Source organism: Sphingobacterium multivorum (assembly GCF_039511225.1).
In the GTDB taxonomy this organism is placed as follows: domain Bacteria; phylum Bacteroidota; class Bacteroidia; order Sphingobacteriales; family Sphingobacteriaceae; genus Sphingobacterium.
Genome location: NZ_CP154261.1, coordinates 3,905,311 through 3,923,926 on the forward strand (window position 1 = coordinate 3,905,311; position 18,616 = coordinate 3,923,926).

The 18,616-nt window shown below is 40.1% G+C and carries 18 protein-coding genes and 1 riboswitch; of the genes, 14 read left to right on the top strand and 4 right to left on the bottom strand.

From position 1 onward, the window contains the following. Positions 1-90: 90 nt before the first annotated feature. Positions 91-1,251 (top strand): pyridoxal phosphate-dependent aminotransferase, encoded by a 1,161-nt coding sequence (locus AAH582_RS16490; RefSeq protein WP_343318736.1) that lies wholly within the window; start codon positions 91-93, stop codon positions 1,249-1,251. A gap of 129 nt (positions 1,252-1,380) precedes the next feature. Beyond that, complete coding sequence (locus tag AAH582_RS16495; protein ID WP_046675434.1) at positions 1,381-2,220, top strand: prephenate dehydrogenase; 840 nt, start codon at positions 1,381-1,383, stop codon at positions 2,218-2,220. A 54-nt stretch (positions 2,221-2,274) separates the two neighbouring features. On the opposite strand, the gene AAH582_RS16500 is transcribed toward AAH582_RS16495, so the two are convergent. The 3 genes from AAH582_RS16500 to AAH582_RS16510 form a co-directional block, all read right to left on the bottom strand. Then, the gene (locus AAH582_RS16500; RefSeq protein ID WP_343318738.1) at positions 2,275-3,486 is read right to left on the bottom strand and encodes a tetratricopeptide repeat protein; all 1,212 of its coding nucleotides are present in this window, start codon (positions 3,484-3,486) and stop codon (positions 2,275-2,277) included. 49 nt (positions 3,487-3,535) lie between these two features. Then, a complete protein-coding gene (locus tag AAH582_RS16505) occupies positions 3,536-3,919 on the bottom strand; it encodes a hypothetical protein (protein WP_343318740.1) in 384 nt (127 codons plus the stop codon). Between the two features lie 102 nt (positions 3,920-4,021). Beyond that, entirely contained in the window at positions 4,022-6,634 is a 2,613-nt protein-coding gene (locus AAH582_RS16510) for a TonB-dependent receptor (protein ID WP_343318741.1), read from the bottom strand. Positions 6,635-7,031: 397 nt separating this feature from the next. Between AAH582_RS16510 and AAH582_RS16515 the strand changes: the two genes are divergently transcribed. From AAH582_RS16515 to AAH582_RS16570, 12 genes are all read left to right on the top strand, one after another. Continuing rightward, the gene (locus tag AAH582_RS16515; protein WP_343318743.1) at positions 7,032-7,661 is read left to right on the top strand and encodes a Crp/Fnr family transcriptional regulator; all 630 of its coding nucleotides are present in this window, start codon (positions 7,032-7,034) and stop codon (positions 7,659-7,661) included. A gap of 59 nt (positions 7,662-7,720) precedes the next feature. Then, complete coding sequence (locus tag AAH582_RS16520; RefSeq protein ID WP_343318744.1) at positions 7,721-8,566, top strand: NAD(P)-dependent oxidoreductase; 846 nt, start codon at positions 7,721-7,723, stop codon at positions 8,564-8,566. A 118-nt stretch (positions 8,567-8,684) separates the two neighbouring features. Beyond that, entirely contained in the window at positions 8,685-9,428 is a 744-nt protein-coding gene (locus AAH582_RS16525) for a dienelactone hydrolase family protein (protein WP_046675430.1), read from the top strand. A 33-nt stretch (positions 9,429-9,461) separates the two neighbouring features. Beyond that, complete coding sequence (locus AAH582_RS16530; protein ID WP_046675429.1) at positions 9,462-10,712, top strand: hypothetical protein; 1,251 nt, start codon at positions 9,462-9,464, stop codon at positions 10,710-10,712. A 140-nt stretch (positions 10,713-10,852) separates the two neighbouring features. After that, on the top strand, positions 10,853-11,695 hold the full coding sequence (locus tag AAH582_RS16535) for a VanW family protein (RefSeq protein ID WP_343318746.1): 843 nt from the start codon (positions 10,853-10,855) through the stop codon (positions 11,693-11,695). 63 nt (positions 11,696-11,758) lie between these two features. Continuing rightward, positions 11,759-11,851: riboswitch (TPP riboswitch) on the top strand. A gap of 79 nt (positions 11,852-11,930) precedes the next feature. Then, positions 11,931-12,734, top strand: a complete 804-nt coding sequence (thiM, locus tag AAH582_RS16540; RefSeq protein WP_046675427.1) for a hydroxyethylthiazole kinase — start codon at positions 11,931-11,933, stop codon at positions 12,732-12,734. Next, on the top strand, positions 12,724-13,356 hold the full coding sequence (gene thiE / locus AAH582_RS16545; protein WP_343318748.1) for a thiamine phosphate synthase: 633 nt from the start codon (positions 12,724-12,726) through the stop codon (positions 13,354-13,356). The genes thiM and thiE overlap by 11 nt, the downstream gene beginning before the upstream one ends. Further along, positions 13,353-14,192, top strand: coding sequence for a bifunctional hydroxymethylpyrimidine kinase/phosphomethylpyrimidine kinase (gene thiD, locus AAH582_RS16550; RefSeq protein WP_343318749.1), 840 nt, complete (start codon positions 13,353-13,355; stop codon positions 14,190-14,192). The genes thiE and thiD overlap by 4 nt, the downstream gene beginning before the upstream one ends. Then, on the top strand, positions 14,179-14,835 hold the full coding sequence (gene tenA, locus AAH582_RS16555; RefSeq protein ID WP_343318751.1) for a thiaminase II: 657 nt from the start codon (positions 14,179-14,181) through the stop codon (positions 14,833-14,835). The genes thiD and tenA overlap by 14 nt, the downstream gene beginning before the upstream one ends. Before the next feature lie 243 nt (positions 14,836-15,078). After that, complete coding sequence (locus AAH582_RS16560) at positions 15,079-15,822, top strand: GIN domain-containing protein (RefSeq protein WP_343318754.1); 744 nt, start codon at positions 15,079-15,081, stop codon at positions 15,820-15,822. Between the two features lie 348 nt (positions 15,823-16,170). Next, positions 16,171-16,743, top strand: coding sequence for a DUF1572 family protein (locus AAH582_RS16565; protein WP_343318755.1), 573 nt, complete (start codon positions 16,171-16,173; stop codon positions 16,741-16,743). Positions 16,744-16,898: 155 nt separating this feature from the next. Then, positions 16,899-17,786, top strand: coding sequence for a helix-turn-helix domain-containing protein (locus AAH582_RS16570; protein ID WP_046675421.1), 888 nt, complete (start codon positions 16,899-16,901; stop codon positions 17,784-17,786). Here AAH582_RS16570 and AAH582_RS16575 read toward each other — a convergent pair. Then, positions 17,783-18,589 (bottom strand): DUF2490 domain-containing protein, encoded by an 807-nt coding sequence (locus AAH582_RS16575; protein WP_053003873.1) that lies wholly within the window; start codon positions 18,587-18,589, stop codon positions 17,783-17,785. The genes AAH582_RS16570 and AAH582_RS16575 overlap by 4 nt on opposite strands. Positions 18,590-18,616 lie beyond the last annotated feature (27 nt).

Genomic DNA, 18,616 nt, shown 5'->3' on the forward strand with positions numbered 1-18,616 from the left:
GTTCGGCTTGAAAAATCGATAAAAAAATCTCCTTTTAATAGATAATTCCCTAATTTAGCCTTATTCAAATACCAAATTTATTAAAATAAAATGCAAATAGACGTTGCCAAAAGATTGCAGCACACTGAAGAATATTATTTCTCCAAAAAATTAAGAGAAATAGATGAGTTGAACAAACAGGGAGCGCGCGTAATCAACCTAGGAATTGGAAGTCCAGACTTGCCCCCGCATCCGGAGGTGATCGAGACATTAAATACGAATGCCCAACTTCCAAATGTGCATGGCTATCAAAACTATAAAGGCGCACCCGCCCTACGACAAGCCGTTGCAGATTGGTATCAACGTTATTATAATGCGACTTTTAATCCCAATACCGAAATATTACCCTTAATTGGGTCAAAAGAAGGCATTGTGCATATCTGTATGACCTACCTACAGGAAGGGGATCAGGCACTTATACCTAATCCTGGCTATCCAGCTTATGCGGCTGCAGTGCGGCTGAGCGGTGCTGAAGCGATTACCTATAATCTTACACAAGAAAAAAATTGGCTTATTGATTTAAATGAGCTCAAAAAACAAGACTTGTCAAAGGTTAAACTGATGTGGATAAACTATCCCCATATGCCAACAGGTGCCTCAGCACCCGATGCATTTTATCAAGAGCTGATTCAATTTGCCAAAGAGCGTAATATCCTGATTTGCCACGATAATCCGTATAGCTTTATTTTGACAGATACGCCAAAAAGCATTATGAGTATACCTGGCGCCAAAGATGTGGCTATTGAATTGAATTCGCTGAGCAAATCTTCCAATATGGCGGGTTGGCGAATTGGCGTACTCGTGGGTGCTGAAGAACGTATAAACCAAGTGCTCCGTTTCAAAAGCAACATGGACTCAGGAATGTTTTTACCAGTGCAGCTCGCCGCGGCAAAAGCGCTACAACTTGATGCATCCTGGTATGCTGATCTAAACAAAATTTATGCGGAACGACGCGAACAGGTTTATGAGATCATGGATTTGCTGGACTGTGCTTATCAAAAAGACCAAGTAGGTCTATTTGTATGGGCGCGTATTCCGGAGAAATACGAGGATGGCTATGCCCTGAGTGATGCTGTTTTGGAGAGATCACGGGTATTTATTACACCGGGCGGAATTTTCGGAGATAAAGGCGATCAATATATACGCATCAGTCTCTGTGCCACCGTGGATGTACTCAAAGAGTCAATCCAACGTATCAAAGATAATTTCTAAGCACATTGTACGTCAAAGGCTGCAATGTCCTGAAATGATAAATAAAATAATTAATGGACAAACAACCGCTGTATAAATTGCTCAATGGATTCCATTGAACAAAAGTACGCTTAATATAATTGTTTATATATGAACATTGCCATTGTAGGCGTAGGCTTAATTGGTGGCTCAGTCGCCATTCGCCTAAAAGAAACAAAATTCTGCAACAAAATAATCGGTGTAGATAAAAGTCAGAAAAACTTAGATAAGGCGATGCATATCGGCTTTATCGATGAAATAGCCAGCTTAGAGGAGGCAATTAAAACCTGTAAAGTACTGGTGCTCACAATACCTGTTGATGCTATTTTGCATGTTGTCCCCCAAATCTTGGATTTGGTTACCGATCAGGTCGTCATTGACATGGGATCGACAAAAACAAATATTCTCAACAAAATCAAGGATCACCCTAACCGGGGGCGTTACGTTGCAGCCCATCCCATGGCCGGAACAGAGTATTCTGGGCCTGAAGCTGCAATAGCGGGCTTATTCAAAGGCAAAATGATGGTGTATGTTGAAGCATTTAAAACGGATGAGGATGCTTTCGAGATTGCCGATGCCATCACCGACCAATTGGAGATGCGCAGCTGTTTTATGAATGCAGATGAACATGATGTGCATACGGCTTATGTATCCCACATTTCTCACCTGACGTCTTTCGCCCTCGCCTTAACAGTATTGGAAAAAGAGAAATCTCAAGGACGTATCTTTGAGCTGGCAGGCTCGGGATTTGAATCTACAGTACGTCTAGCCAAAAGTTCTCCAGATATGTGGACACCGATTTTCAAGCAAAACCGCGAAAATGTACTCGAAGTACTCGAAGAACATATCAAACAGCTGCAATCGCTGCACGATTCTATTGCGACGGAGGATTATGACAAATTACACAAACTGATTACCCGTTCCAATAAGATAAAAAGGATCATTAAGTAAAGGATACTTTAGTTAAGATAGCCGGTATAAAAGTCCACCTTTTGGTGGACTTTTTTATTCATCTTCCAATTCATTGAATTTATCCAAGTCGGCTTTTGCACCGATAGGATCACCCAATTTTTCACGAATTGCTGCCCGATATGAATACAAATCAGAATAATATGGATTCAAATCGATCGCTTTCGAGTAATCCGCTAAAGCACCGGGAAGATCCTCCAGCTTTTCATTCAAATCGGCCCGTAAGGAATAGACATAAAAATCTTCCGGATTGAGCGTGACAAGGCGATCAAAGTCCAATAATGCTTCCTCAAAATTTCCCAATCGCTCAAACAAAGATGCCCTTTCTTCGTATACGATCGATGAATCACGGTCTATTTCCTCCGCTTTGGCATAGTCTTCCAACGCACTTTGGTAATTGCGATAAGATTCAAACACTTTTGCACGAAATATATAAGCGGCAGAAAGATTCTCATCAAGAGCAATGGCCCGGTTGAAATCAGACAATGCCAGCTCAAAACAGGTCAACTTTAGGTATAAACTTCCTCTAAAAACAAAAAGATTGCTATCCTTGTTGTCGGACTCCACAATAGCAGAAGAATAAAGCCCAATTGCTTTTAAATAGCTATAGCAATGGACATATTCCAGTCCCAATGAATTTATTTCGTCTATACTGAGCGTCCTAGACTTCGATTCCAGCTCTTGTATGACCAAATTTTCAGCTTCAAAATACGTTAGTTCAGCTTGATTTTCCTGCCATTCCAAAACGCTATGGTAATTAAAATCCAGTCTTTTAGCAATTTGATAATCATAGAAAGCGCCTTCATCTTCCTCGACCTGTCTGTAGACTAAACAACGACTTGCATAAAAAAATGGTTCTTCTTCATATTGTTCAATGGCGCTTGTAAAGGTCGCAATAGCTTTGTCATAGGCCCCTATCTTAAAATAATAAAGCCCTAAATAACTATAAGCAAGCGCATTGTTGTCCAAAGCAATCGCCTCCTCAAGTAAAGCGGCAGGATCGCCATTCCCAACGATTCCGCTATTAAAACCTTCCAGCGTATGCCTCAAACTACCCTGTTCGACTGTATCAAGTGAAAAGGACAGGCTCTCTTCCGGAAAAAAGGATGAAATCGGTAAAAAAGAAAACTTAGCGAGAAGTACAGGTACTGGCAGTGTAAAATCTGATCCCACAAAAGTATTGTTCTGTAGGATAACAGCTAGATTTGAAATCATATGCTTCATGCCCAAAACTAAGGTAAATTTCATTACAAAAGAAATCTAACGATAGATCAGGTATTATAGTCGGGTATGCTCATTAACTAATTTCACCTGTCAGGTACAAGTATTTATAGCGGACAATATCCCTCGAATTTGTAAAACGGATTAATTTTTCCTTTTTGAAAACATAATTGGAAACCTTCTCTTCCATCAAGCGTAGGAATTCGACAAATTCAGCAAAGAAGTTTTGACGTTCTCCTGGTGTAAACTGGCTATTTTTGACAATCCAAAAGAATTGCTCCTCATTCACATGGAAAGATACCTCATTTTTCTTTTCTTTTCGAAAAATAAAAATCGGGTCATTTTCTTGGTTAATAAATAAAGCAAAGCCCGTATTTCCACCATCCAAATTAACAACAAAAGCAGAAAAATGGACAGTACCGATCTGTAAATTTTCCAGACAAATTAATTTATGCAACATCAGGTTGACAATTAGATCACCTAAAATTATTAAGTTTTTATTAAAAAACAAAAAAAGGCCCACAAAATAATTGTGGGCCCTTTTGTATTCAAGATAATTTTATTAGAATGTAAATTTCACAGATGCATTCCACGTTCTACCTTGGCCGATCAAAACAAAATTGGACGTATCAATACCATTCCAAGTATTGTTCACATCTGTCACCAAGTTGCTAGAAGTAGCTTCCGAGATATAGAACTTATTCAACACATTGTTCATATTGACACGGAAACTCATGCTGTTCTTGTCACTTACCTTAACATTGTAAGAAAGACCGGCATCCAAAAGATTAAAAGACGGCAATTTCATATAGCGTCCATAGGTTTGGCCATCGATAACTTCCCTCCGATAATTCGACGCATATAAACGCTCATAGTATCTGTAATTTGCGTCAACAGACAAACCTTTAAACACTTTATATTTAGCGCCAAATCCGTAAGAAGTTTGTGCTGCGTTACCAACGTGTTCACCTGTTAAATTCACCTGAGAACGCCCCAGTTCGATGCGGTTGTCGTTACGTACGACCGAATTTACTGCACCATCATACTTCCAGTCACCTATCGATAAAAATCCTGTTAGGCTTAATTTTTCGATTGGACGGGCTTCAAAATCAACTTCTACCCCTCTATGCACCTGTTTTACACCGTAATTGGTTGTATAAAGGTAGGCACCTTCGACCAAAATACCAGGATCATTTGTCGGATTGTATTTTTTCACATCATCTGCCGTCGCTAAACTCGAACTACCCGTAACACGGTTTTCCCAAGTTGTACGGTAAACATTCACATTCACATCCAAGAATCGAGAAGCAAATTTGTAACCAGCCTCTAAACCAAGGATTTTTTCATTTTCAGCATTTTCATTAATATCATTTGCAAAGTTCATGAAAATATTGTTTTGATAAGGCTGACGGGAATAATACCCTGCATTACCAAAAACACTATGATGTCCCACTGTATAACTTACACCACCCTTCGTATTGTAGCCAAAATTGTTCACGTCTTTAGAATCCTCATTACCTGGCGTGTATTGAAAATAATCAGAACGTTTGTTTTGTTGTTCGGAAACCGATCCTTGGAAAAACGCTGTAAAGCCATTTTTCGCATATTCCAATTGACCGAACAGACCTCCGTAACGGATGTATTGATTGTAATCCCAAGCTAAACGATCTTCACGCGAATCAGGTTTACTGGAGAAAGCTTTCCAAGGATTTGTTGAGTATGTATTGGTAACCAATGGCTTATTAGGGAAATTAACATTACCGCCCAATACAACACCATTTGTATTTCCAAGTGGATCTGTCAATTTACGATAATGTGTACCCTTATAATCTCTCACATCGAAACCCACATTAAAATTCAGGGACTCTGAAAGCTTACGGTTATAATTGGAAACTATACCAAACCACTGATGATTGTTCACATCAGCAGCCAAATATTTGCCTTTGTTGTATTTATCACTTCTTAACGATTGACCACCCCCAGCAGCTAACGACGCATAAACGACAGTTGACAAAGATGATTTATCATCGATGGTCCAGTCCCAGTTCAAGTTGGCTACCGGCTTATGATAGAAGTTCTTTTGTGCATTCATCATCACGCCGTTTGCATCCTTATAATTGTCGTTGTAACGTCTGCCATTAGCGAGATAGTTCGACAATTTTGAGGTATATCCTTGGTTGTGCCACTGTGGTGCACCGGTTACCATGAAGTTCAGGTTGTGCTTTTCATTTGCTTTATATCCAACGGACAAGAAATAACTTTGTCCAGCACCTTCCGTATGATCCATATAACCGTTACCTGACCATTGCGTAAACATAGCCGAAACAGCAAAACCGTTTTTCATCAGACCGGTATTGTAACCTACTGTTGCCTTCATAAACATATCGTTACCAACAGTAGTGCGGACAAAACCACCTTCTTTCATTGCGGTAGATTGTGTCACGTAATTTACGGTACCGCCGACAGATGAAATCGCTAATTTAGATGATCCCAAACCACGTTGAATCTGCACTAAAGAGGCAATATCTGTAAGTCCCGACCAATTTGACCAATATACACTTCCATTGTCCATACCATTGATCGGCTGACCGTTCAACAAAAATGCGGTATTGGACTGATCAAAACCACGTGTTGTCATAGAAGACTCACCAAAACCTTTTGCCTGACCAGTGATATAAACCGACGGGGTATTAGCTAATGCTGAAGTAATATCCTGTGCGCCTACCCTTTCCTCTAAATCCTGTTTACGGATCGTCGAAACGGCAATCGGCGTCTTTCTTCCCGCAGCAATATCAATAACACCATGACCGACAACAACAACCTCATCCAAATTTGTTGAAGATCCAGCCGTAAAAATTGGATTGATATTCAACGATTCCCCCGATTTCAGCATGATGTTTTCGAAAACAACAGGCGTTTCGCCAATGTAGGTTACCTCTACTTTGTAGGGACCTCCTTCTTGCAGATTTGAAATTTGAAATTTTCCTTGGGCATCGGCTGAGCCACTTACAACTTGACCACTTGGGATGTGGGTAATTTTAATGGTTGCTCCTTTAACCGTTTGTCCAGTAGCTTCTTTGACAACTCCTGAAACCGAACCAGTATTTGCTGTTTGACCATGAACGGCACTATAACTAGCAAAAACGAGGGCAAAAAAAAGTAAAGACTTTTTCATGTTAGATGTGATTGTTTTGTTTTTGTGGCGCAAAATTAGGAATTGATTGTCTTTTTAACTAATTTTAACAATAGGATTATCAGACCCTAGCGCTATACAAAACAAATCAGTTTTAAGCTTCCACAGAAAAACAGCTACTTCTAAAACAAAGAGGCAATAAAAAAACAGATTAAATAAAATAAATACAACACATTCATCGCATTCTTAAAAAAACACTAAAAATAATCAGAATAACATTTTGTCTGTTTTGAATAAATCAAAATTTATCAATTTCGCGATTTTATATATACTACAAAAAATCGGGTCTTTCCATACATCATTTTTATCGACGTTCTTTTCCATCCACAGTAGATAAAATAAGCCCGTAAATAATTAACTTTAACTAAAATAATACCGTATGTTGTCAATCCAACAAGCTTATACAGGCATTCTTGAGCCAGAGTTAGTTACTGCAATAGCCGAAAACGCACACATCAAAACGTTTCATGAGGGGGATCTCATCATTGATACCAATCAATACATCAAGTCGATGCCCCTCCTCCTAGATGGAGCAATAAAAATTGTCCGGGAAGATGAAGACAAAGGCGAACTGCTGCTCTACTATTTGGAAAAAGGTCAGACCTGTACGATGTCAATAGCCTGTTGTCTCGGAAATAAAAAAAGTGAAATTCGTGCCCTCGCAGAAAAAACAACAACGGTTGCCATGATTCCAAATGAGCTTGTCAACCTTTGGATGGGAAAATACCCCTCTTGGCGAAATTTCATCATATCAAGCTATTCAAGCCGTATGGACGAAATGTTACAAGCTATTGATAGTCTAGCTTTTTCCAATATGGAAGAACGAATCATCCAATATCTGAAAGCCAAAGTAAAGCTGAACAACGACCGAATACTTACTCTTACGCATCAGGATATTGCTTCTGACCTAAACACATCCCGGGTAGTTGTCTCCCGAATTTTAAAAAAACTGGAACAGGAAGATAAAATAGTGCTCCTTCGCAACGAAATCAGGGTATTAGTGGAATGACCAAAACATTTGTATCTTTAGTTAGACGTAAATTTCAAGAGCTATTAATGTAATTTTAGATGAAGATAGAAAAATTAGGATTTATAGGATTAGGAAACATGGGGCATCCCATGGCTAAAAACCTGGAAAAAGCAGGATTTCCCCTTTCTGTTTACAATAGAAACCGTGCAAAAGCAGCGGGCTTTGAAGAGCAATCAATGATCAGAGAAGATACAGTCGAATTGGTCGAACATGCTGATATTATATTCTCCATGCTCACCAATGATGAAGCTGTCAATGAAGTATATGAAAAAATCCTCCAGGGAGATATCAAAGGGAAATTATTTGTCGATATGAGTACCATATCCCGTGAACTCACGCTGTCTATCGCATCCAAACTCAAAGAAAAAGGAGCCGCATTTATAGATGCACCTGTGGCCGGGAGTACCAAGCCAGCCACAGAAGGCACTCTTATTATTATGGTGGGTGGTGATCCCGAAGATCTTCATCGCGCCCGGCCATACCTCGAGCAGATGGGCAAGTCGATCAAACATCTTGGCGAAAATGGACAGGGAATTGCCGCCAAACTTGCGATCAACTATTTTCTTTCAACGATCTATCAAGGTCTCGCAGAGACGATCTTATTTTCAGATAAACTGGGAATTCAACGGAGTGATATGCTCGAAATCATCAATGATAGTGCCAGTGGCAGTGGCGCAACAAAAGTCAAAACGCCTTTACTGGTGGAAGAAAACTACAGTCCTGCTTTCGCGCTAGATCTTATGCTGAAAGATATTCGACTGGCGCAACAAGCCGGTGCCGAATATCCCCTCCTCAAGACATTACTCGATACCTACGGAAAAGCACACGACCAAGGTCTCGGACAACTCGATGTTATTGGTATTATTGAATCCATAAAGTCGTAACTTCAGGTTGGCGACAGCGGAAAAAATATACATTGAAAATTATATTTAGTTGAGATGGACTCCAAATTAGGTTCATTTCTGATCACATAAAATAATGAGCGGAACAAATTATTGACAGATGAAAACAGTTATGACACTATTGATGCTTACTATGGTCACGATGACTACGCAGGCCCAACAATTAAAGCAGGTTTCTTACCAGGATGGTGAACAAAAACTCAACGGCATGGTAACCGCCAATAGGGCAAAAAAAGGCCCTGCTGTCTTAATTCTTCCTGCGTGGAAGGGAATTGACAACGAAGCGAAACAAGCGGCATTGCTTCTTGAAAAAGAAGGTTACATCGCGTTCATTGCCGACATCTACGGTGAGGGAAATATTCCTGCGGACAACACCGCAGCTTCGAAAATTGCAGGCCACTACAAGACGGACTATAAAGCTTATCAGCACCGCATCAAGCTCGCATTAGAACAACTGAAAAAAGAAGGCGCAGATCCGACAAAAATTGCGATCATTGGCTATTGCTTTGGAGGTTCAGGAGCATTAGAAGCGGCGAGAGCCGACTTCCCCGTCAATGCCGTGATCAGTATCCACGGAGGCCTATCCAAAGCTGCCGATAGACCCAATGGTTCCATTAAAACAAAAGTACTCATTGAGCACCCTGCAGCCGATAAGAGTGTATCAAAAGAAGATTACGATGGGTTGGTCAAGGAATTAAATGAAGGAAAAGCAGACTGGCAAATAATTACCTACGCAAATTCTGGACATACGTTTACGAATCCCGAGTCAGCGGAATATAATCCCGTGATGGCCAAACGTGCCTGGGAGCACACCTTATTATTTTTGAAAGAAGTATTAAATTAAATAGCAAAGTCAACAACAGCAATATCGACCCAAATGAATTATAACGCGAAACTGCACATTTATCCGATTATCATTCAGTTGTTGATATTGCTGTTATATAGTCCCATTGCAGCATCGCAAACAGTAAAATCGTTAACAATAGCTAGCCCTACACAGGCAGTTCTGTTTGTAACCAATGAGTCCGATAAATCAACTGATTTTATCATGCGTTTACACGAAAAAAATGCTGCGGCGATTTTCAAGCAAGTACCTTTTAGCACAACAAATTTACTGGTCACAAAAACCGATGCAAAAAAACTTACATTTAGCGTTAAAAATCAACAATGGACCATCGATGTATTGTCATTGAAACAACGTCATGCCATGATCTTGTTTGATGGCTTAGGCAAACCCAAGATCATATACGATAGTAATACCTATCTGGCAGCAGCCAAATCCATATTAAGCAACAACACACAAGTTGCGTCAAAGAATCCTTCGTCACAATATAATGCCCAACATTTCTTTGACTCCATTGCACAAGTGCAATTTATTCCATCCAGGCAATATGCAGCGGCTATTATCGCCAATACAGCTCTCCCTCTTTACTACAGTCAGCGTAAAAATCAATGTGACGGCACGTACGTCATGCAGCAGTTTTCCGATGAAAATGAGGTGGAAACTGGAGCAATTGTGACGACTGTATATGAAGAAGGCAAAGAGCTCACATCCAACAATCTTTCCGGCGGAAATAATTATTTCAGCAAAAGATGCTATAATCAATTCGGACTTATCGACTCCATACAGTACCTTCAAAACAGCAAATGGAGCAACAGCACCATTTACCGTTATCTCCCAAACGCCATTGTTTCCTACGATCCAACATTACAAACAGCGACAATAGACCACTTGAACAGCAAACTCCAGGTTGTAAAAAGTGAATCCATTCATTTTTTATACCAGCGGATAGATTGGACCATTTACAGTTATGACAAACAGAATCGCATTAACGAAGAGGTGTCGGGCAGAAATGATCAAAGGGAAAGTCGGGTCCGTTATGCGTATAGCGATCCGAAAACAAGTGATTATATACTACGCCAAACCTTCGACCAAAATGACCAACTCACAGCGGAAATCAAGCGATCCTACCGGGCCAACGAAACAGTTGATGAATTCTACTTCAAGGGAGTATTGCAACAAAAATCAATTGTAAAAGATTTAGGAAACTGTACGTATGAAAACTGGAACTATAACGGGCATGGGAAGCTCACGGGCAAATACGTACAAACAAGAAAACCGCAATAGACATAGACCGAAAAGCCAGTATGCACCCGATGGAACAAAAGTTCTACCTCCCTATACAGTAAAAACACAGGACAAAATCAAAAAAAGCGGCAAAAGATAGATTTCTGCATTAATTTTGATAGCGATAAATAAACATCGTATTGAAAAAAAGAAAACTGATCAGTCAACAGCACCCCATACTCTATTTTTTTGCAGTATGGGTAAGAAGAATGCAGCGAAAAGCCGTCTGGCTATTTGACGACAAAAAATACAGCACAGTTAAATCAGCTGAAAAACTTCCCTTTCGTATTAAAAAGCATCAGTCTGTATTATTAAAAAAGCTGGGCGAAAATAATATGCAATTGCAGATCAACAAAGTGACCAACCTAAAAATTGCAGCAGCACAGATCAATAACATTCTGATCAGACCGAAGGAAACCTTTTCATTTTGTAAACTCGTGGGGCTTCCCACCGTAAAGAAAGGGTATCTGCCCGGCATGGAGTTATCCTTCGGTGAAGCAAGGGCGGGTATTGGCGGTGGAATCTGTCAAATATCCAATCTCATCCATTGGCTTGTTATCCATAGTCCACTCACCGTCAGCGAACGTTATCATCACTCCTTCGATCCTTTTCCTGACGATGGTCGTGTTTTGCCATTCGGTAGTGGGGCTACCGTATTTTATAACTACCGTGATTATCAATTCACCAACAACACGCCTTACACCTTCCAGATCAACCTCTGGTTTACAGAGAAATGTTTAGAGGGCGAATTGAGGATCGATCAGGAGCTGGATTTTGCATACCATGTCTTTGAAAAAGAACATCACTTTCTCAAAATAGACAATCAGTTCTTTCGTAAAAATGAGATTTGGCGCGAGAAGTTCTTAAAGTTTCAGGGTGGAAAGATTTTGGAAACAGAACTTTTAACCAAAAATTTCGCCCGAGTCACCTACGTCCCTACCCTGTATACTGAAATTAGTGCCGATCAAAATACGACCGATTAATTCAGCGAGCGAAGTGATCGAAAAATGATAAATATGAAAAGTCCACTTTTTTGTTTAAGTTTGGTATGGCTTTGGGGGTATTCTGTATAGAATTGAGATAGTCCCTTTGAACCTGATTCGGTTTATACCGGCGTAGGGAAAAGCAAAAATCCACTGTACAGCATACTCCTTCTGCACAGGCTATCGCTCTTCTTCCCCCCAAGGCCGCACCGTACATCTTAGCACATGTAAAAGAATGGAAGATTCAATTATCAATTTATTAGCGCAGCTGAGGGTTGAAAAACCCCTTGTACACAACATCACAAACTTTGTCGTGATGAACAATACCGCCAACGCACTTTTAGCCCTAGGGGCGTCCCCTGTGATGGTTCACAGTCCTTTAGAAGTACGCGAAGTTGTCGATATTGCGCAAGCTCTTGTCATTAATATCGGCACCTTGAGTGAAGATACAGCCGAAGCTATGCTGGTTGCTACCGAACATGCCAATACTATTGGACGGCCATGGGTACTTGATCCCGTGGGTGCCGGAATATCGGCATTCCGCAATGATTTATTAGCCAATCTACTTGATCTCAAACCAACGGTTATTCGGGGAAATGCATCAGAGATCATGACGCTGTACAATTTCAACCAACCGAACACAAAAGGAGTCGACAGCACGACAGCTAGTAAGGATGCACTCCGATTTGGCCAATTATTGCAAAAACAAACCGGCTCCATTATCTGTATTTCCGGAGAAGTAGACTATATTCTTTCCGAACAATACAGGGTTGAAGTCTTTAATGGCGCCCCTTTAATGACGCAAGTAACAGGACTTGGCTGTAGTGCTACTGCACTTATTGGTGCATTTCTAGGTGTTACAGACCAATATGTTGAAGCAGCTGTTGCCGGCGTGTCCATTTTGAGCTTGGCTGGAGAACTCGCGGCCCAAAAAGCCACTGGCCCGGGTACCCTACAATTGAACCTCTATGATGAGCTCTATCAGCTCAATGCAGAACGTCTAAAATCAAAGCTCAAGATCAAATGTTATGCGCATTAATCCGCTTTTTCCCTACCCTTTATATTTGGTAATTTCTGAGCGGGACTGTTATCCTCAACATTGGCTCAATGTCGCCGAAGAAGCCATCATTGGTGGAGTCGATCTTATTCAATTACGCGAAAAAACTGACGATCCCGCTACATTTTTGGATAAAGCCATGCGTTTGAAAAAACTGACCGATCGTTATGGTATTCCGCTCGTGATCAATGATGCCGTAGCAATCGCTGCAAAAATCGAGGCATGGGGAGTACATGTGGGTCAAAATGATTTGCAGCCGCTCCCTATTCGCGAAAAATATGGCGATAAATTAAACATAGGCTGGTCCATAGAAGCTGTTCAACAGCTAGAAAGTCAACAAATGTGCGCTGTCGACCACCTTGGTGTAAGCCCCATTTTTTCAACGAGAACAAAAGTGGATACGGTAACCGAATGGGGAATTGCAGGTTTAAAACAACTTCGGAATAGGACGGAAAAACCATTAATTGCGATTGGTAGGATGAACTTACAAACTGCAGAAGAGGCCTGGAGCGCAGGTGCAGACTCCATTGCAGTGGTTTCGGCCATATGCCAAAGTCAAGATCCCAGAGCTGCCAGCGCACAATTAAAAGAACTATTAAAATGACAAAAGATAAGAAATACCGCGTCCCCACTGTACTCAGCATTGCAGGGTTCGATGGTAGCGGTGGAGCAGGCATACAAGCCGATACCAAAACCATATCTGCATTAGGCTGTTATGCCATGAATGTGTTAACCGCCTTACCCGTCCAGAACACACAGGGTGTAAGACGCATTTATGAAATCCCTACATCAGCTGTCAAAGATCAGCTCGATGCTATTTTCGACGATATCTATCCCGATGCAATCAAAATCGGAATGGTACACCATATTGAACTTGTGGAGCTTATTAGCAGCTATTTAAAAGAATATAAAGGGCCTATCGTATTTGACCCAGTCATGGTATCGACCAGTGGACACAAGCTCATTCACGATGATACGATTCAGGCCTGCATTGAACTTCTTTTTCCTTTGGCAACGCTGATTACACCAAATTTAGATGAGGTAAGTGTCTTAGTAAACGAAGTTATTGACACTGTTCACAAAATGGAAAAAGCGGGAAAGACCTTGTTGGCAAAAGGTTGTCAATCCGTACTGATTAAAGGCGGGCATCTCCAAAGTCAAGAGTTAACATCCTTATTGTTCCAGCACACGAATTCACCAATTGAATTCAAATCTCAAAAAATTAACAGCAAAAATACACACGGTTCCGGTTGTTCGCTTTCTTCAGCAATTGCGAGCCATTTGGCACAAGACGTTGGTCTCAATAGCGCGGTTGAATTCGCATTGGCCTATATACACGCAGCAATAGCTGGTAGTAAAGATCTTCTTATTGGCAAAGGAAATGGGCCATTAAATCACTTCCACAATCCGATTAAACTTATTCAATATGAACTGGACTGATCATGCCTGGGAATCCATAACAGCTATTTATTCGGATATACTTACTATGCCGTTTATTGTTCAGCTTAGTGATGGTAGTCTTCCCCTGGATAAATTTCAATTTTACATGCAGCAGGATGCTTTCTATTTAGAAGAATTTGGCCGTGTGCTCGCCTTTATAGGTGCAAAAAGTGCGGATAACCAACAAGCATTGGACTATTTCGAATTTGGTCGCAATGCGCTTCTTGTTGAACGGGCATTACACGAAAATTACTTTCGGGAGTTTGGTTTAAGTCCTGTCGACGAGAACAACAAGATCCAACCAACCTGCCATCATTATGTACATTTTCTCAAAAGCGTCGCCGCTTTCGAGAGCGTTGAGGTCGCAATGGCGGCAACACTTCCCTGTTTTTGGATTTATAAAGAGGTCGGAGACCACATTGTATCGACAGCAAATACGCAGGGAAATCCCTATTCAAAATGGATAGCAACTTATAGCGGTGACGATTTTGCACAAGGAGTTATCAAGGCGAAAGACTACGTGGACAAAATTGCAGCAGAAACTACTGCAACAAAACGGGAGAAGATGCGACAAGTATTTGTAACAGCTTCCCAATTAGAGTATCAATTCTGGCTAGCAGCCTACAAACGAAGCGTATGGTAAACAAACTATTGTCCGATACCGAACAGTGTATGTTCAAAAATGAGCACGAACGAAAATAGGACTCAGCAGCAAAACTGGTGTTAACCAATATTTTAGACGGATTTAAAGTTTTGGCATTACTATTATACTATAAGTAGCCGTTAACAATAAGGTGTACATATAATAAGCACACAGGATAAGATAAAAGGGAAATTAAAATGAAACTTTAAGCAGTAATATATTTAAACTAATAACAGAAAAATAATGAAAAGAATCTTAACCATTGCCTTTATTTCATTTTTATATGTAGCTCAGGCACAAGAACGCGAAACACGTAAGATCACTGCTCCAGATGGCATTTCATCGGCAACTTCATTACGTGTAGATTATATTCACTCTAATCGCAATGAGGTTGTTGTTGAAGCAGATAATCCCGAACATTTATCCCTCATCGAAACGACTGTAAAAAACGGTACACTGTATGTACAGTATAAAAGAAACAGTTCAATCAGAAATGCGAGAAACAATCGCGTAACTGTTTACTCAAGCAAGATACCGACACGCTTTTCGGCATCATCCAGCAGTTCGATCTATACCGATGAAACGATTAAGGCAAACAAAATTTCTGTAGACGTATCCTCCTCCGCAAAAATATCGCTTAAAAAATTAATTGCTGATGATATCAACCTTTCAACGAGCTCTTCTAGCAAGTTAACGACAGATGTCAGCAGTAAAAATTTGCAAGTATCGGCAAGCAGTTCGTCTAAGCAGGAAATTGCGGGTAGCGCTTCAAATTTAAATTTGAACACCAATTCATCCGCATCGGTTGACATGAGCCGTTTCTCGACAACAAATGCCCAAATACAAGCCAATTCGTCTGCAAATGTAACGCTCAGCGTGAAAGAAAACTTACAGGGAAATGTTTCTACATCGGCAAGAATTGCGTTAAAAAATCAGCCAAAAAATGTCCAAGTTGACAAATCAACAAGTGGCAGAGTAGTATTGTAATTTTTAGTGTGGTCTTTAAAAAAGACTGTTTATTTATGTTTAATGTTTAGTTAGCTTAAAGGTGATACATACCCCAGTATCACCTTTGCTTTTATCGGCCTTTTTGCTCACACTTCTCCTTCTCCTTCTCCTTCTCCTTCTCCTTCTCCTTCTCCTTCTCCTTCTCCTTTCCTTCTCCTTTCCTTCTCCTTATAAATTCACACATTTATCACCTCAAAAAGCAATATCAGGAGTTTAGTGAAATCGATAGCAACACCAGATTTCAGCTTAAAAAAACTATTTTTAGATCTCGGTTTCACGACATTTTTGTATATTGATATTCATAATAAATGACAAACTTTCGAGTCAATGGATAATCTTATAGCGACTTGTATCAAGCAATTTCAATATTATAAATCATTGGGTGATAAAACAATTGCACAGCTAAGCACTGAACAACTCTTTTGGCAACCCAATGATTCGAGCAATAGCATTGCATTAATTGTTAAACATTTAGGTGGAAATATGCTTTCTCGATGGACCGATTTTCTCACCACAGATGGCGAAAAAGAAAATAGAAACCGTGATCAGGAGTTTGAGAACAGCTGGGCCGATCGCAATGAGCTTATTACCTATTGGAATGCCGGATGGGCCTGTTTGTTTCAGGCTATTGAATCCCTCAAAGAAGAAGATCTCGCTAAAATTATCTATATCCGTAATCAAGGACATACCGTCATGGAAGCGATCTTACGGCAGCTAGCACATTATCCCTATCACATCGGTCAGATGCTCTATATCGGGAAAATATGTTTGGATGACAAATGGACCTCCCTATCGATACCCAAGGGTAATTCAGCTTCCTATAATAAGGAGAAATTCAGCCACGAAAAACAGCAACAACATTTCACGTCCGAGTATCTACAAAAGGATCAGGAGAAGTAGTCTTAAATCAGCGTTTACACTCGATTAACACCGTAATTACTTCTATGGAAGCAGTGGATTTTAAGTTAATTTTCGCAAACTTTTAAGTATATTTGTCATACATACAACTAGTCTTTTTTTTTGATTTCATTGGTAAGTAGGTTGTTTTAAAAACTATGAAAAATTCGATTAAGATCATCAATAATTACGAGTACAAAAAGTTATTTCTACCGGATGTTTCTGAGCACAATTTATTCAATGAGAATAAAATTCAAGTCTATCGAATCGAGAATTACCTCCGCAGTATCCTGATGCCTGTCATCCCCTATCGTACAACGTTTAATTTTCTCATTTTTGTAACGAAGGGATCACTGACCCAGCATCTCGAAAGCGCATCTTATACCTTAACCGAAAATCAAGTCATTAACATTAAACAAGGTAATATCACGGCAACGCTGGCAATTTCTGATGATGTAGAAGGTTTTTTCGTGGTCTATGAAAATGAAATTGTGACTGATATTGAACTCGGTATAAACGATATCAAATTTTTCAATTCCCATCCTTTTACCACACTAAAACCCCATGTAGCGCACTGGATCCAGCAAATGCTCATGTTGTTGGAAGAGGAACTTTTTACCGAGGGCCGCGTGATGGAAGTCTGCATATCCATGATGCAGTGTGTCCTATTGAAGGTGATAAAATCGGATATTGAAACAAAGGCACCGATGAGCCGACAGCTCGATATCGCTTTCCGTTTTCGCGAATATGTACAAAAATTCCATATTGATCATAAAAACGTATTATTCTATGCCAATTTATTGCATATTTCAGAAAATTACCTCAATAAATGTGTAAAAGAAGCGACGAATAAACCTCCGAAGCAATGGATTAGCGAAATAAGTATTTTACATAGTCAGATTCTGCTGCAGGACGCGACGAGAGATATCGCTGGAATAGCCTTTGAATTGAAATTTCAATCGCCATCCTATTTCACCAGACTATTCAAAAAAATCACTGGGTATTCACCCAGTGACTATCGGAAACATAAGTTCATGGCGGACTAATGCTTTTTTCGGTAAGGCAGATTCCAGATTAAATCTACAGCTAAATAATGAACCCCAAAATCTACGTTATCATAGCCTTTAATTAAGTCGTTCATATAACCCAGATCCAACCGCAAAGGTGTCTTAGGAATATCTGTCATGTAATAGAAACCCAAGCGGGTCTCTTTATAGCCAAAGCTAGACCAGGTACTAACAGGTTCGTAGAGCTTACTGATTGCAAAAAGTCCCTCTGCGCTCAACGCCAATTCCTGCTTATTTTTAGCTGAAATTTTAAAATTCAGTTGCGACTTCAAGCGGGTCCTAAATTGAAAATTCTCTTCTGCTTTTTGAAAATCGGCTGTAAAGAATTTTCGGAACTCTTGCCTTAATGTATTTTTCCATTTCAAACGATCGTTAAAGGTCAATGTATACGCGTATCGACCATACAACCTAAACTCTTGCTCAACACCTTCGTTATGATATGGTGCCGCCTCATCGTAAACGTTTTGGCGACGGTAACTCAACGCATAACTATATTGTTGATTTTTGGCAAATTTATGATAGACCTCATGGTTTAACACCCAAATAGCCTGCTTGTGAAATGGATTAGAATCGTCCGGTGTGCTTTTAGTCCCTAGACCGATATAAGTCAATGCTTCCTTCGTTCCAGCACTGTCCAATTTCCTTCGCAAGCCCAAAACCGACCAAGATGCGGTCCTTGCTTTTCCTAATCCGGGCGGACTGACTTGTCCGTACACCGTATTTACATGAATTCCCAATAAGAGCATTATTGGGAATAGTTTTACTAAACGAAATTTAAACATACATAAAATTTTAGTTCACAAAAAAGG

Excerpts from the sequence above, each read along its gene's own strand:
- AAH582_RS16490 (WP_343318736.1), top strand. The coding sequence starts at position 91 with ATGCAAATAGACGTTGCCAAAAGATTGCAGCACACTGAAGAATATTAT.
- AAH582_RS16495 (WP_046675434.1), top strand. The coding sequence starts at position 1,381 with ATGAACATTGCCATTGTAGGCGTAGGCTTAATTGGTGGCTCAGTCGCC.
- AAH582_RS16500 (WP_343318738.1), bottom strand. The coding sequence starts at position 3,486 with ATGAAATTTACCTTAGTTTTGGGCATGAAGCATATGATTTCAAATCTA.
- AAH582_RS16505 (WP_343318740.1), bottom strand. The coding sequence starts at position 3,919 with ATGTTGCATAAATTAATTTGTCTGGAAAATTTACAGATCGGTACTGTC.
- AAH582_RS16510 (WP_343318741.1), bottom strand. The coding sequence starts at position 6,634 with ATGAAAAAGTCTTTACTTTTTTTTGCCCTCGTTTTTGCTAGTTATAGT.
- AAH582_RS16515 (WP_343318743.1), top strand. The coding sequence starts at position 7,032 with ATGTTGTCAATCCAACAAGCTTATACAGGCATTCTTGAGCCAGAGTTA.
- AAH582_RS16520 (WP_343318744.1), top strand. The coding sequence starts at position 7,721 with ATGAAGATAGAAAAATTAGGATTTATAGGATTAGGAAACATGGGGCAT.
- AAH582_RS16525 (WP_046675430.1), top strand. The coding sequence starts at position 8,685 with ATGAAAACAGTTATGACACTATTGATGCTTACTATGGTCACGATGACT.
- AAH582_RS16530 (WP_046675429.1), top strand. The coding sequence starts at position 9,462 with ATGAATTATAACGCGAAACTGCACATTTATCCGATTATCATTCAGTTG.
- thiM (WP_046675427.1), top strand. The coding sequence starts at position 11,931 with ATGGAAGATTCAATTATCAATTTATTAGCGCAGCTGAGGGTTGAAAAA.
- thiE (WP_343318748.1), top strand. The coding sequence starts at position 12,724 with ATGCGCATTAATCCGCTTTTTCCCTACCCTTTATATTTGGTAATTTCT.
- thiD (WP_343318749.1), top strand. The coding sequence starts at position 13,353 with ATGACAAAAGATAAGAAATACCGCGTCCCCACTGTACTCAGCATTGCA.
- tenA (WP_343318751.1), top strand. The coding sequence starts at position 14,179 with ATGAACTGGACTGATCATGCCTGGGAATCCATAACAGCTATTTATTCG.
- AAH582_RS16560 (WP_343318754.1), top strand. The coding sequence starts at position 15,079 with ATGAAAAGAATCTTAACCATTGCCTTTATTTCATTTTTATATGTAGCT.
- AAH582_RS16565 (WP_343318755.1), top strand. The coding sequence starts at position 16,171 with ATGGATAATCTTATAGCGACTTGTATCAAGCAATTTCAATATTATAAA.
- AAH582_RS16570 (WP_046675421.1), top strand. The coding sequence starts at position 16,899 with ATGAAAAATTCGATTAAGATCATCAATAATTACGAGTACAAAAAGTTA.
- AAH582_RS16575 (WP_053003873.1), bottom strand. The coding sequence starts at position 18,589 with ATGTTTAAATTTCGTTTAGTAAAACTATTCCCAATAATGCTCTTATTG.